At 72.1% G+C, this 13845-nt stretch carries 12 protein-coding genes; 7 read left to right on the top strand and 5 right to left on the bottom strand.

What is annotated here, in order from left to right:
• Nucleotides 1–83: 83 nt before the first annotated feature.
• The gene (locus tag ACQRWP_RS28925; RefSeq protein ID WP_430499254.1) at nt 84–1142 is read left to right on the top strand and encodes a diacylglycerol kinase family protein; all 1059 of its coding nucleotides are present in this window, start codon (nt 84–86) and stop codon (nt 1140–1142) included.
• Between the two features lie 718 nt (nt 1143–1860).
• Nucleotides 1861–3759, top strand: a complete 1899-nt coding sequence (locus ACQRWP_RS28920; protein WP_430503321.1) for a chromosome partitioning protein — start codon at nt 1861–1863, stop codon at nt 3757–3759.
• Between the two features lie 46 nt (nt 3760–3805).
• Here the strand turns inward: ACQRWP_RS28920 and ACQRWP_RS28915 are convergent, their stop codons facing one another.
• The gene (locus tag ACQRWP_RS28915; protein ID WP_238672738.1) at nt 3806–4234 is read right to left on the bottom strand and encodes a DUF3151 domain-containing protein; all 429 of its coding nucleotides are present in this window, start codon (nt 4232–4234) and stop codon (nt 3806–3808) included.
• Between the two features lie 248 nt (nt 4235–4482).
• Between ACQRWP_RS28915 and ACQRWP_RS28910 the strand changes: the two genes are divergently transcribed.
• Nucleotides 4483–5676 carry an LOG family protein gene (locus ACQRWP_RS28910; protein ID WP_430499252.1) on the top strand — a complete coding sequence of 398 codons (1194 nt, stop codon included), beginning with the start codon at nt 4483–4485 and terminating at the stop codon, nt 5674–5676.
• A gap of 51 nt (nt 5677–5727) precedes the next feature.
• On the opposite strand, the gene fbaA is transcribed toward ACQRWP_RS28910, so the two are convergent.
• Together fbaA and ACQRWP_RS28900 are read right to left on the bottom strand one after the other, a co-directional pair.
• Entirely contained in the window at nt 5728–6753 is a 1026-nt protein-coding gene (gene fbaA / locus ACQRWP_RS28905; protein ID WP_124853722.1) for a class II fructose-bisphosphate aldolase, read from the bottom strand.
• 136 nt (nt 6754–6889) lie between these two features.
• On the bottom strand, nt 6890–7273 hold the full coding sequence (locus ACQRWP_RS28900; protein ID WP_430499250.1) for a phage holin family protein: 384 nt from the start codon (nt 7271–7273) through the stop codon (nt 6890–6892).
• A 124-nt stretch (nt 7274–7397) separates the two neighbouring features.
• On the opposite strand from ACQRWP_RS28900, the gene ACQRWP_RS28895 reads away from it, so the two are divergent.
• Nucleotides 7398–7610, top strand: coding sequence for a hypothetical protein (locus ACQRWP_RS28895; protein WP_091397476.1), 213 nt, complete (start codon nt 7398–7400; stop codon nt 7608–7610).
• 148 nt (nt 7611–7758) lie between these two features.
• Nucleotides 7759–9327, top strand: a complete 1569-nt coding sequence (locus ACQRWP_RS28890; protein WP_430499248.1) for an LPXTG cell wall anchor domain-containing protein — start codon at nt 7759–7761, stop codon at nt 9325–9327.
• Between the two features lie 73 nt (nt 9328–9400).
• On the opposite strand, the gene ACQRWP_RS28885 is transcribed toward ACQRWP_RS28890, so the two are convergent.
• Entirely contained in the window at nt 9401–10462 is a 1062-nt protein-coding gene (locus ACQRWP_RS28885) for an LCP family protein (RefSeq protein WP_430499246.1), read from the bottom strand.
• Nucleotides 10463–10464: 2 nt separating this feature from the next.
• Nucleotides 10465–10944 (bottom strand): SigE family RNA polymerase sigma factor, encoded by a 480-nt coding sequence (locus ACQRWP_RS28880; protein WP_357260141.1) that lies wholly within the window; start codon nt 10942–10944, stop codon nt 10465–10467.
• Between the two features lie 179 nt (nt 10945–11123).
• Between ACQRWP_RS28880 and ACQRWP_RS28875 the strand changes: the two genes are divergently transcribed.
• Nucleotides 11124–12704 carry an LPXTG cell wall anchor domain-containing protein gene (locus ACQRWP_RS28875; protein WP_430499244.1) on the top strand — a complete coding sequence of 527 codons (1581 nt, stop codon included), beginning with the start codon at nt 11124–11126 and terminating at the stop codon, nt 12702–12704.
• 160 nt (nt 12705–12864) lie between these two features.
• Nucleotides 12865–13686 carry a DedA family protein gene (locus tag ACQRWP_RS28870; protein ID WP_430499242.1) on the top strand — a complete coding sequence of 274 codons (822 nt, stop codon included), beginning with the start codon at nt 12865–12867 and terminating at the stop codon, nt 13684–13686.
• Nucleotides 13687–13845 lie beyond the last annotated feature (159 nt).

Here is a 13845-nt window from a genome sequence, read left to right as displayed (position 1 = left end):
CTCGGCGAGCCCGGGGTGTCAGGTTAACAAGTAGTGACGGCGCGGCCGGCAGGGGTCGCGTCGAGAGGCAGGAGGCTCCTTCCGTGTACGACGTGGTGCTGCTCACCCTCGGTTCGGAGCGGGACGCTCCCGGGGGCTGTGGCAGCGGCGGGGCCTGCTGCGGCGGCGCGGCCGGGGCCGACACCGCCCCGACGAGCCAGACCGACACCGGCCAAGCCAACAGCGGCCAGGCCAGCAGCGGCCAGACCGAAACCGAGCAGTGCGCTACGGAGCGGCCACGGGTGCCGGTGCTGGCCTGCGCCGACGCGCTGAACGCCCGGGGCGCCCGGGTGGAGACGGTCACCGCCCGCTCCGACGCGGAGATCGACGCGGTGTTGGCCCGGCTCGACGGCCCGGCCCGCCCGGACGGCCTCACCTGGCCGGACCCGGACAGCAAGACCCGGCTGGTCGTCGCCACGGCCAGCGACGGGCAGTTGCGCGCCGTGCTGCGCCGGCTGGTCAAGCGGTACGCCCCGGCGCCGAGCAAGCGCCCGGCTGATCTGCCCGGCAACCGGACCCTGCCCGACCTGCCGCCGGTGGCCGTACTCCCGCTCGACCCGGCCCGTGGCGGCACCCACCGGGACCTGGCCGCGCAGCTCGGGCTGCCCCGCGACCCGGCGGCGGTGGCCGCCGCGGTGCTGGACGGCACGCCGCGCCGGCTGGACCTGCTGCGCAACGACGGCGGCTCGGTGACCCTGGACGGCGCGCTCCTCGGCGCGGCCGACGACGCCGGCCGGCCGCTGCACTGGCGCGCCCGGGTGGAGGTCGACGACACCATCCTCACCGACGGTGCGGAACCGCTGCTGGCCTGCGCGGTCGGCAATGCCGGCGGGTACGCGACGCTCAACGACGTGACGCTGCTGACCGCGCCGGACCCGGCCGACGGCCAGGTCGAGGTCGCGGTGGCCGTGCCGGTGGTCGTCCGCTCGGCGTGGGGGCGCAAGCGGGTACGCCTCGAAGTTCGGCGGGCCCGTGGGCGAGCGGTGTCGGTGCTGCCCAGGGAGGGCAAGGTGCCGTACCTCGACGATGGTGTCGAGGGCGACCTGACCCGCAAGCGTTCCTGGTGGGTCGAGCCGGGCGCCTGGGCGGTCTGGTCGATCTGACCTCGACCGCACCGACCGGCCGACCTGCCTACGCGATCGGCCCTGTTGGGCGATTGGGCCTATCCTCGCAGGAGGACTGGGGAGGGCCGTAATGGACGAGAACGCCGACCGGGCGCAGGTGCCCGGCCAGCAGCCGGTGCCGGAGCGGGACGTCGAACCACTCTGGCCACCAGATCCGGGTGACCGGGGCGCGGTGCCGCCGTGGGCTGCGGTCGCCGAGCAGCGGGGTGGGCCGTCGTCGGTCACGGCACCGGTCACGCCACCGGTGGCCGCGCCGCCGACCGGGCGACCGCCGGTTCCCGGCCAGCCCGGCGCTGCGGCCCAGTCGCCGCCGTCGCCGTCGGACTACCCGTCGCTCACCGGCGCCGTCCCGGCGCCCGGAGGGTGGGGGGTCAGCGGCCCGTCCGGCGCCGGGTCGGGTTGGGCGCCGGCGCAGCCGAGTTGGCCGCCGCCGACCGCCCCGGCCGCTGCGTCACCGCCACCCGCTCCGCCGGCGACCGGTGCCCAACCGACGCCGCCGGCGACCGGCCCGGGGAGCAACGGCGGGCAAGTCGGCCCCGGCAATCCCGCTGCCGCCGCCGCACCAAGCACCACCTCCGCGCCGAGGGACGGCCGGCCCGCCGCGAGCGACGCGGGCAGTGCCGCACCCGACGCGGCCAGCCAGGCCGGCGAAGCGACTCAGGTACAACCCGGCGACCGGGGTCCGGCCGCCGCGCCGATCACACCGGGCGGCGTCGACCTGAACCTGCCGTTCACCCTGGACCACCCGACCGCCGCCGCCGACCGCCCCACCGCAGCGGTACCCGCCGACCGCCCCACCACGGCCGCAGGCACCGACCGGCCCGCAGCCACCGACCGGACCGCAGCCACCGACCGGCCCATCCCAGCGGCCACCGCGTCCGCCACCAGCCCGAGCGCCACCGACAGCCCGACGGCCGCCGGCCCCGCGCCGGCGGACTCCTCGGCCGCAGCCCTCGCGGCGGCCGGGCCGGCACCGCAGCCCGGCGGGCCCGTGCAGCAGCCTGGCGGGCCGACACCGCAGGCTGGCGGGCCGGTGCAGCAACCCGGCGGGACCACGCCGCAGGCTGGCGGGCCGGCAGCACAGACTGGTGGTCCGGCAACGCAGCCCGGCGGGACCGCGCCGCAGGCTGGCGGGCAGGCACCTCAGCCCGGCCAGCCGGTGCAGCAGGCTGGCGGGCCCGGTGCAGACGGGTCCGCCGACGGGCCGGCGCGGCCGATTGCCGAATCGCCGTGGGCGTACCCGCCGCAACGCCCGGCTGGAGCGGCCGCGCCCGCTCAGGACGAGGCAGGCGCCACGCCTCCGATCCCGCCTCCGCCGCCGGTCATCCCGCACGCCGGTCCCGCGCAGGCACACCCCGGGCAGCCGTTCATCCCGGGCCAGGCCGGCCCGGCGCAGATTCCGCCGCCGCCGGACGTGACGCAGTTCAGCAACCCGCCGCACGGCCTTGCCGCACCGCAGCACGATCCTGGGCAGGCCGGGCCGGCGACCCCACCGCCCGGGCCGTTTCCGCCCTCGCCGGGTTGGTACCCACCGCCCTGGCAGCAGGGTTCGCCCGGCGGCACGCCCGGGCAGCCGTACCAGGAGGCCGACGGGGTGACCCGGGTGCCGGCTCCCGCGTACCCGGACGCGGCCGCGTACCCGGATGCGAGCTGGACGCCGGACACCACCGCCGCACCGACCGCCGAGGACTTCGCCCGACGCCGCCAGGTTCGACCCGCCGACCCGGTGGCGACCATGGGCGTACGCGCGGTGGTGAACAAGATGGGCCTGCTCCGGCTCTCTCCGGGGCGGCACGAGCAGGAGCTCAAGCGGGACATCGAGATGGTGCGCCGCAACTTCGGCGGTCTGCGGCAGGTCACCGTGGTCAACCCGAAGGGCGGAGCCGGTAAGACGGTGGCCATCCTGCTGCTGGCGATGACGTTCGGACAGAAGCGCGGCGGCTACGTGCTGGCCTGGGACAACAACGAGACCCAGGGCACCCTCGGGATGCGCGCCCAACAGGACTTCCACTCCCGCACGGTGCGGGACATGCTGCGTGACCTCGGGCAGTTCCAGGGCGCACACGGTCGGGTCGGCGACCTGTCGCAGTACGTCCGCTCGCAGGGCGAGGGGATGTTCGACGTCCTGGCCTCGGACGAGTCGGCCACCGGTGGCGAGATGTTGACCGCGGCCGCGTTCGCCGAGATCCGTGAGGTGGTCAGCCGGTTCTACAAGTTGATCTTCGTGGACACCGGGAACAACGTCCGGGCGCAGAACTGGCAGGCGTCTATGGACGCCACCGACCAGTTGGTGGTCACCATGTCGGCCCGTAACGACTCCGCCGAGACCGCCGCCCGGATGCTCGACCACCTGGAGCAGAGCGGCCGGCAACGGCTGGTCCGTCAGGCCGTGACGGTGGTGTCGATGCCGCCGTCCCGCAAGGAGATCGACCTGCCGGCCATCCAGGAGCACTTCGCGGCCCGCACCCGGGCGGTGCTGCTGGCCCCGTACGAGCGGCTCATCGACAGCGGCGAGCCGATCCGGTACGGCGGGCTCTCCTCGGCCACCCGGGACGCCTGGCTGAAGATCGCCGCTGCGGTCGCCGAAGGGCTGTAAACCGGCCGACGGCCGGCCCGATGTCGGGCCGGCCGCCGGGGCGGGGTCAGTTGCTCGCCAGCGCGTCCGCCGCTTCCGGGTCGCAGTCGCGCAGGAACTGGGCACAGCGGGCCGCCTCGTCGGCCTCGCCGATCTCGTCGGCGGCCCGGGACAGCACGTACAGGCAGCGGAGGAAGCCCCGGTTGGGCTCGTGCGACCACGGCACCGGGCCGTGCCCCTTCCAACCACTGCGGCGCAGCTGGTCGAGGCCCCGGTGGTAGCCGGTGCGGGCGTACGCGTACGCCGCCACCACCTGGCCCTGCGCGAACGCCCGCGCCGCGAGCTCCGCCCAGGCCGCGCTGTAGGTCGGGAAGCCGGCCGCCACGTTGGCGTACGCCTCATCGGTGCCGGCCTCGTCGGCGGCGGCCAGGGCGGCGTCGGCCTCGTCGTTCACGGGCAGGCGGGTGGCCGGTGGCTCTGGCAAAAGGTTCTGCATCGCCCCATTCAACCCGCTGGACAGGGCGACACGCGAGCGGGTCGGCCGACGTGTCCCGCTGAACGGCTGAGGAGTTGGTCACGCCTGCGGCCTATGCCGCTGCCTGGTGTTTTCCACTACAACTAATGGTCCGGAGCCTCCCCAGGAACCGGTTACGCAGGAGCCCGGTGGCCACGACCACCGGGCTCCTGTCGGTTCCACCCCGGCCCGAGGTTTGACCAGCCCCGGCGGAGGGGCAGGATGGCCCGGTGCCGACCCCACCTCCCGCAGACGTCATCGAGCCGCACCTGCACGCCGGTGAGATCCAGACCCGGGCCGAGTTCGACCACCAGCTGACCACGGGTCGGCTGACCGGGCTGACCGTGCAGGGCCTGCGGCTCGACCTCGCACCGGTACCCGACCTGACCAGCGTCGACGTCGCCGGCACCCTCTTCGTCGGTTGCCGGTTCGCGTCCCGGGACGTGGGCGCCGACCTGGTCCGGCGCGGCGCGAACGTGGTGCCGCCGTTCTCGGGGTTGCCGTACCCGACCCAGCCGACGCACCTCTACACCCCGGACGACCTGGCCGCCGGGTTCGCCGAGGGCGGGTTCACCGGGATGTACGACACCCGGGTGTACGACCACTACCGAGCGCACGGCGGCGCGCTGCCGGACGTCAGGGAGGCGCTGGGTCAGCGACTGCACGACCACGGCGTGGACAACGCGTTGGCCGACGCCACCCGGGTCTGGCTGACCGCGTACGGGCCGCAGTCGGTGGTGGGCATCATGGGCGGGCACGCGGTGCGGCGCGGCAGTTCCGCGTACCGGATGGCGGCCGTGCTGGGTTGGGAGCTGGCGCGGGCCGACCGGCTGGTGGTGACCGGCGGCGGCCCCGGGGTGATGGAGGCCGCGAACCTCGGCGCCTACCTGGCGGACCGGCCGGCGGCCGACGTGACGGCCGCGATCGACCTGCTGGCCACCGCCCCCGACTTCACCGACCACCACCGGTACACGGCCACCGCGCTGACGGTCCGGCAGCGGTACGCGGGGGTGCCCCGGCAACGTGGCGACGATCTGGGCTGGGCGCGTGCGGGTGGTCTGGCCATTCCGACCTGGCTGTACGGGCACGAGCCGGCGAACCTGTTCGCCGGGCGGATCGCGAAGTACTTCTCGAACGCGATCCGGGAGGACACCATCCTGCGCCTCGCCCGGGGCGGCATCGTCTTCGCGCCGGGGCGGGCGGGCACGGTGCAGGAGGTGTTCCAGGCGGCCACCAAGACCTACTACGGCACCGACGGCGCCAGCGGGGCGTACATCTTCCTGGACCGCGCCTACTGGACCACGGAACTGCCGGTGGAGGCGCTGTTGCGCCCGCTGCTGGCCGCGTCCCCGTTCGGTGACCTGTCGTCGACGATTCACCTCACCGACGACGTCCGCGAGGCCGTACGCCTGCTGACGACCTGACGACGACGGCCGGCTCCCCCTGCGGGGCGCCGGCCGTCGGGTGGGACGTCGTTACTTGGTCATCGTGGTGCCGGTCGAGCGCAGGTGCTCGCAGGCCTCGACGACCCGGGCGGCCAGGCCGGCCTCGGCGGCCTTGCCCCAGGCGCGCGGGTCGTACTGCTTCTTGTTGCCGACCTCGCCGTCGATCTTCAGCACGCCGTCGTAGTTGCGGAGCATGTGGTCCACGACGGGGCGGGTGAAGGCGTACTGGGTGTCGGTGTCGATGTTCATCTTCACCACGCCGTAGTCCAGAGCCTCACGGATCTCGCTCAGCAGGGAGCCCGAGCCCCCGTGGAAGACCAGGCTGAGCGGCTTGTCCTTGCCGTACTTGGCGCCGACGGCGTCCTGGATCTGCTTGAGGATCTCCGGACGCAGCTTGACGTTGCCCGGCTTGTAGACGCCGTGCACGTTGCCGAAGGTCAGCGCCGCCATGTAGCGGCCCTTCTCGCCGAGGCCGAGCGCCTCGACCATGGCCAGGCCGTCATCGGTGGTGGTGTAGAGCTTGTCGTTGATGGCGTTCTCGACGCCGTCCTCCTCGCCACCGACGACGCCGACCTCGATCTCGAGGACGATCTTGGCCTTGGCGGCCTCGTCGAGCAGTTGCGCGGCGATCTGCAGGTTCTCCGCGACCGGCACGGCCGAACCGTCCCACATGTGCGACTGGTACAGCGGCTCCTCGCCGCGCTTCACCCGCTCCTGCGAGATGCCCATCAGCGGACGCACGAACCCGTCCAGCTTGTCCTTCGGGCAGTGGTCGGTGTGCAGGGCGATGTTCACCGAGTACTTCTTGGCCACCTCGTGCGCGTACGCGGCGAACGCCACCGCGCCGGTGACCATGTCCTTGATCGACGGGCCGGAGAGGTATTCGGCGCCACCGGTGGAGACCTGGATGATGCCGTCGCTCTCCGCGTCGGCGAAGCCCTTGAGCGCCGCGTTCAGCGTCTGGGAGGAGGTCACGTTGATCGCGGGGTACGCGTACCGGCCAGCCTTGGCGCGGTCCAGCATCTCCGCGTAAGCCTCGGGGGAAGCGATGGGCATGTGATGTGCTCCTTACTTACCACTCTCGGCCGTGCTGGCCGCTGTTCTTCATTTGTGCGCCGGACCGCGCTGTCCTCCGCCCGGAAGTATCCCGCAGGTGAGGTGTGCCGGAACAACCGACCCGGGTGCTAGCCGTTCACCGCCGGTCCAGGTTGTCCGGCACGATGACGCTGATCAACCAGGTCACCACTGTCATCACGATGGCTCCCCAGAACGCCGGCCAGAATCCGTCCACCTGGAACGGCAGGTCGAGCCCGCGGGCGACCCGGTCGGTGAGCAGGAACAGCAACGCGTTGACCACCAGCGCGAACAGGCCCAGGGTCAGCAGGTAGAACACACAGCCGACGACCCGGATCACCGGCTTGAGCACCGCGTTGATCACGCCGAAGATCAGCGCCACCACGATCAGGGTGAGGACTGTGTTGCCACCCGAGCGACCGTGCACGTCGACCCCGGGCACGATCAGCGTGGTTATCCACAACGCGACCGCGGTGATCGCCAGTCTGATGAGGAAGCCCACGGCACCATCCTGGCACCGGGTCGCGTCGCCGAGGGCTGATTCCGCCTACTCCGCTTCCGGGCGGTGCGCCGGCCCAACCCGTACGGTGGGTGGAAGCCATGCCCCGAGACCCCCGGGAGGGATGATGGGCCAGCCCGACGAGGACTTCACCCCCGGCGACCACCTCGCGCCCGACGAACGCGACCCCGAGGCGGACCCGGCCGACGCGGTCGAGCAGGCCACTGTCGCCGGCCCGGCCGACGTCGACAGTGAGCCGCACCGCGGCCTGGAGGTCGACGACTGGGACGCGATGGAGCAGGCCCGGGTGGTCACCGGGGACGAGGACGACTACCGCTGATTCCGTCGCGGGGTCGGCTGCCCGTTGCGACAGGGGTGTTCAACCGTTCGGGTCATTAGACAAATATCGATCCGAAAGGGGTTACCGGAGGAGTCGGGGCCTCCCTAGGTTGGACGAGCGCCACCTGTACCCCCACGGGAGGACCCCCATGCTCAAGCACTCGCTCCGCTGGCTGACCGGGCTCGGCGCCGCCGGCGCGTTGATCGTCGTCTCCGCCGCCCCCGCCGTCGCCGCACCCACGATCGAGCCCTACTTCCAGGACGCCACGCTGGCCATCGGCTCGGAGGCGACCATCCGCGGCCTGTTGCTGTACGCCGACGAGCCGACGGTCCTCAGCGACGTCTCCGTGCGGTACGACTACCGCTCCCTGGCCGACAAGCTCACTGTGACTCCGGCGGACGGCCAGGAGTGCACCGCGCCGGAGCCGGGCGTTCTGGTCTGCGCGGAGCCCTCCGATGTCACCCTGTACGAGATGCCGCCGCTCGGCAGCGGGATCTACCGCAACGGGGCCAAGCGGGTGCACCTCGGCCTCACCGGAGATGCGCAGCTCGGCGACTCCGGCGACGTCGCTGTCAGCTTCCAGGCGGCCGGCGGGCGGCGCGGCAGCTACACCTCCCGTGTCCGGGTCGGTGAGGGGGTCGACCTGACCGGCGGGCCGTTTACCACCCTCTCCGCCAAGCCCGGTGGGAAGTTCACGGTGCCGCTGGTAGTGGCCAACGCCGGCGACAAGGTCATCAACGGATTCGTGGCGGTCTTCGACCTCAGCTACTCGATCCGCACCAAGGACCGGTTCAGCAACTGCCGCTACGCCGACGACCACCTGGTCTTCTGCCAGTTCGACGTGGACATCCCGGTGGGCACCGGGCTCGCCACCACGCTGAACCTCGAACTCGCCAAGGACACCTACGCGCCGACCAACCAGTCCGGCTACGCCCAGTTCATGACCACTGCCGACTTCGAGGACCTGACCCGGGTACGGGCGGCCGTCGGCGCACGAGCGGGCACTCCCGGCAGCGGCCCGAAGCTGACTCTGGCCGGGGCACCCGCCAGCGTGCGGCAGGCCGACCAGACCGATGTCGGCCCGGGCTACGACTACACCGGGTGGACCATCAAGGCCACCGGCACTAACGGCACCGACCTCGCGGCGATCGGCGCTTCGCTCAAGGGCACGGCCGGCGCCGTCGTCACGGCGACCGTCGGCTTCCGGAACAACGGCCCGGCAACGCTCGACGGGACGAACGGAGACTTCGAGGCCGCCACCCACACCGACGTCGAGCTACCGCCGGGCACCACCGCCGTCGAGGTCCCCGACAGCTGCTGGTTGCGGCAGGACACCACCCGCACGTACCTGTGCGCCTCGGAGATGCTCCTGGTGGCTGGGCAGACCTACACCATGAAGTTCCGGCTGCGTATCGACAAGGTCATCCCCAACGCCCGGGGAGCGGTGCGGGTCAACGCGCCGTGCGAGTGCCCCGCCGGCGGGGGCTTCCAGGACGACATCAAGCCGGCCAACGACAAGGCCACCATCGTGGTCAACGCGGCCCAGGGCGGTGGGGGCCAAAGCGATGGCGATGGCGACGGTGGCGGTGGCGGTGGTTCGCTGCCCATCACCGGCGCCCCCATCAACCTGATCGCCGGCATCGGCGCCCTGCTGCTCGTCACCGGTGCGGGCTGCTACCTGCTCGCCCGACGCCACGGCGGCCGCTTCGCCGCCTGACCCACCCCGACCCGACCGACGCCCCGCGGACCCGTACCGGGCCGGCGGGGCGTCGTCGTGCTGTCCTCGTCCGTCATCGGACGGGATTGACCTGCTCCGGGTGCTGCGCCACCCACTGCGCCACCCGATCCTCGCGCAGCGCGGCGAGGAACTCCGGGCCCTGCTTCGGGTCCAGCGGCAGTCGCGAAGCGTTGCCCGCCGGGGGGCCGACCGGCAGGCTGAGCCCCACCGGGTCGACGCTCTTCAGCTCGGGTAGCACCGCCACCAGCCTGGTCAGCGGCAGGCCGTCGTCGTCGACCGCCAGACCCTTGCCGGCGGCCGACAGCAGCGCGGTGAGCCGTACCGGACTGGTCAGCACGTCCTGGGTGACCGCCCGCCGGACCAACCCGGCGACGTAGCGCTGGGCGTTACGGTCCCGGTCGGACGCGCCGTCGGGCAGGTACCGCCGTTGCCGCAGCAGGTCGACGGAGGCAGCCCCGTCGAGCATCTGACAGCCGGCCGGGAAGGTCCGGCGGGTGTGCCAGGACCGAACCTCCTTCGGTAGGCACACCTCCACCCCGTCGACCGCCTCGGTGATCCGGCGCAGCCCGGCAAAGGTCAGCACCGCGCCGGCGTCGACGCGTACCCCGGTCAGGTCGGCGACCACCTGGCGGGTCAGGTCGTAGCCGGCGTCCAGGTCGGGCCGGGGCTCGCCGGCGCCTGTGTAGAACGCGCTGTTGAGCTTCTCGATCCCCCGGCCGGGGATCGAGACCTCCAGGTCGCGCGGCAACGAGATGAGGTACGGCCGGCTCCGGTCGGCCGGGATGTGCACCAGCAGGACGGAGTCCGCCAACCGGTACGACGGTTGCTCGCCGAAGCCGTCCACCCCGAGCAGCAGGACGTTCAGCGCCCCGGACTGCGCGCCAGCCGGTTGACCGGACAACGACGGGCCCTCTGCCGGCCGATCGGGGCGCAGTTGCGGCACCCCGACTCCGAGCGCGCCGAGCAGGGCGAGCGTGACGCCGGCGGCCTGGAACCGCTGCCGACGGCGGCGGCGGACGGCGGCGAGGCGGTCGATCGCGACCCGCAGCGGACCCGTCGACGGGGTCAACGGTTCGTGCCGGGCGAACGCGGCACGCAGGTCATCCTCGATCATGTTCACGCCTCCACGTACTCGGCCCGGAGCGTGGCCAGGGCCCGGGAGATGGACGAACGGACGGTCCCGACGGCACAGCCGAGAATGTCGGCGATCTCGACGTCGGGCAGGTCTTCGTAGTAGCGCAGCACCAGAGCCGCCCGCTGCCGACGCGGCAGCCGGGACAGCCAGGACCAGACCTGATCCCGGTCCACGGCGGACTGGGCATGGTCGGTGGGCATCGGCACCGACGCGTCGGGCTCCCCGCGCAGCAGCACCCGGCGGACCCACGAGCCGCGCCGCCAGTCGACGTACTGGTTGGTGAGCATCCGGCGTACGTAACGCTCGGGTGAGTCCGCGCGGGCGACCCGACGCCAGTTGAGCTGGACCCGGACCATGGTCTCCTGGACCAGATCCTGAGCCTGGTGTGGTTCGCCGGTCAGCATCACCGCGTACCGCAGTAGCGGGGCCAGCCGCGTGTCCGCGAACTCCTCGTACGTCACTGCACCTCCCGGGGCTCCTGCCACAGATGACGGAAGCGGACCGACCGAACATTGCGGTGACTCTGATCAACCTTTTGGTTCGTCTTATCCAGTGGGCGGCTCTGGGGGATGCAACCAGCCTTAGCGATTCCTTAAGATCCGCAGGCTCCACCTGATCCCCCAACTGGAGGAACCCCCTCATGCTCACCCACTCCACCCGGCGTTGGCTCGCCGGACTGGGCGTAGCAGGCGCGTTCGTCGCTGCCTCCGCCAGCCCGGCCGTCGCCGCTCCTGCGGCCGAGTTCGACCTGTACTTCGAGGACGTCACCGTCGCCGCCGATTCGCCTGGCGTCGTGCGGTCACCGGCCCTGTACAGCAGCGAGTCCACGGTGCTCAACGAGGTCTCAGTTCGTTACGACTACAGCAGCCTCGCCGGCAAGATCACGCTGGCGGGCGAGAGCGGTAACGACTGCACCGCCGACGGCGAGGGCGTCCTGCTCTGCCGCGAGTACGCCCCGGTCACCGTCGACGAGTTGTACGGCGGTTTCTTCGGCGAGGTCGTCATCGCGCCGACCGACAAGGCGGCGAACGGCGACGCAGGCGAGCTGAAGATCAGCCTCAAGGCCGCCGGCAAGGACGTCGCCAGCTACGCCTCCCGGATCCGGGTAGGCGAGGGCGTCGACCTGCAGGGCGGGCCGGACACCACTGTGACGGCGGCACCCGGCGGTAAGTTCCAGGCCCCTGTGACGGTGTTCAATGTCGGCACGACTGAGGTCGACGGTGTCGTGGCCATGTTCGACACCGACTACGGCATCCGGACCAAGGAGCGGTTCGACAACTGCCTCTACGCCGACGACTTCCTCTTCGCCTGCGAGTTCGATGAGAAGATCCCGGCCTCCGGGGGCGCGACGGCGACCTTCAACTACGAACTGGCCACGGACACCTACGCGCCGGGTCGCGAATACAGCTACGCCTGGTTCATGACCCCGGCCGACTTCGAGGACCTCCTCGCGGTCCGCGAGGGTGCCGGTGCCGAGAAGGCCCACCGCGGCACCGGCAAGACGCTGTCGCTGAAGGCGGTCTCCGCCGCTCGCGCGGCCCGTGCCGCGCAGACCGACACCGACCCCAGCAACAACTTCAGCGGGTTGCAGGTAGACGTCACCGGCAAGAACGGCGCCGACCTGGAGGCCGTCGGTGCCACGCTCAACGGCAAGAAGGGTGCCGAGCTGACCGCCGCCCTCGGTTTCCGCAACAACGGTCCGGCGACGCTGGACTACCTCCGCAGCGACTCCAACGTGACGTACGTCGACGTGACGGTCCCGACCGGCACCACCGCCGTCGAGGTGCCGGTGGAGTGCGCCCCGCGGACCGGCGGTGACGTTGAGTGGCCGGAGGCGGGTACCCCCGGCGCCGCCGAATACCGCTGCTACCCGGGCCCGTTCGCGCCGGCCGGCGAGGCTCTGACCGGTGAGTTCAAGTTCCGGATCGACAAGGTGATCGCCAACGCCACTGGCACCGTCAAGGTCAACGTGCCGTGCGAGTGCGAGGGCGGCTTCTACGAGGATCTGAAGCCCGCCAACGACGTCGCCAAGATCCTGGTCAACGCGGCCGGTGGCGAGGGCGGTGGCGCCGGTGACGGTGACGGTGACGGTGACGGCGGCTCGCTGCCGATCACCGGTCAGTCCACCGGGCTGATCGCCGGCCTCGGCGCGCTGCTGCTCGCCGCGGGCGCCGGCGGCTACCTGGTGGCCAAGCGCCGCCGGACCCGCTTCGTCGCCTGACCCACCCCGCACCACCGGTGCCCCGTCGACCACCACGGTCGGCGGGGCACCGTCGTTGGCCCCCACGACGCCGGGACGCTGTCGTTGGACCTCACACGGCGCGGGCGGGTGGTGACGGGCCGGTCCGGCGCGGCCGGGGCCTTGGGCTTCGGTACCCTTTGTGGCCGTGGACACAGCTGAGAAGACCCGCGCTCTCGTGGAGAGCGTCGCCCTGAACCCGCTCGATCCCAAGGATCTGTTGCAGACCTTCGGGCTGATCGGCGTGTGGGTGATCCTCTTCGCCGAGACCGGCCTGCTGGTGGGCTTCTTCTTCCCGGGTGACTCGCTGCTGTTCCTCGCCGGGGTCGCCTCGTCACCGGTGGCGGACGCGATCTTCGGTGACGGCACCCGCCTCTCCCTTGCCGGCCTGCTGATCGGTGGGCCGATCTGCGCGATCGTCGGCGCCCAGCTGGGGCACTGGCTCGGCGCGCGGTACGGCCGGCCGATGTTCGAGCGGCCGAACTCCCGGCTCTTCAAGAAGGAGTACGTGGAGAAGGCCGAGTACTACTTCCAGAAGTTCGGCCCGGCGAAGGCCGTCGTGCTGGCGCGCTTCATTCCGATCGTCCGGACGTTCCTCAACCCGGTCGCGGGCGCGCTCGGCATGCCGGCCAAGAAGTTCCTGCTCTGGAACATCGTCGGCGCAGTGCTCTGGGTGGACGGCATCCTGCTGATCGGCTACCTGCTGGCCGAGCAGATCTACCAGGCCATCGGCGACAAGATCGACCACTACATCCTGCCGGTGGTGGCCCTGATCATTCTGATCTCGGTGCTGCCGATCTTCTTCGAGTTCCTTCGGGACCGGCGGGCTCGTAAGCGCGGCGAGGCGGTCGCGGTGGTCGCGGCGGCCAGTGCCGCCGGCGCCGTGGAGGCGGCCCGCGAGGCGTTCGACCACGACCGGCACCAGCACGGTCGTCAGCGCCCGGAGCACGGTCAGGACCGTTGAGCGGTACGACGACGGCCGGCCCCCTGGTGAGGGGGTCGGCCGTCGGCATGTCGAACCCGGCCTCCGGTGGTGCGACCGGGGACGAGCAGGTGTCAACCACCGGTGGCGCCACCCCTGGCTCGCCACCGGACGCCGCCCCGGCTCGGGACGGCGTGTAGT

The sequence above is a fragment of the Micromonospora trifolii genome (assembly GCF_050516465.1).
GTDB lineage: Bacteria > Actinomycetota > Actinomycetes > Mycobacteriales > Micromonosporaceae > Micromonospora > Micromonospora trifolii.
This window is presented reverse-complemented; position numbering and strand designations above follow the sequence as displayed.

Coding starts and splice junctions, on each gene's coding strand:
- ACQRWP_RS28915 (WP_238672738.1), bottom strand. CDS start 4,234: ATGCAGAACCTTTTGCCAGAGCCACCGGCCACCCGCCTGCCCGTGAAC.
- fbaA (WP_124853722.1), bottom strand. CDS start 6,753: ATGCCCATCGCTTCCCCCGAGGCTTACGCGGAGATGCTGGACCGCGCC.
- ACQRWP_RS28895 (WP_091397476.1), top strand. CDS start 7,398: ATGGGCCAGCCCGACGAGGACTTCACCCCCGGCGACCACCTCGCGCCC.
- ACQRWP_RS28890 (WP_430499248.1), top strand. CDS start 7,759: ATGCTCAAGCACTCGCTCCGCTGGCTGACCGGGCTCGGCGCCGCCGGC.
- ACQRWP_RS28885 (WP_430499246.1), bottom strand. CDS start 10,462: ATGATCGAGGATGACCTGCGTGCCGCGTTCGCCCGGCACGAACCGTTG.
- ACQRWP_RS28875 (WP_430499244.1), top strand. CDS start 11,124: ATGCTCACCCACTCCACCCGGCGTTGGCTCGCCGGACTGGGCGTAGCA.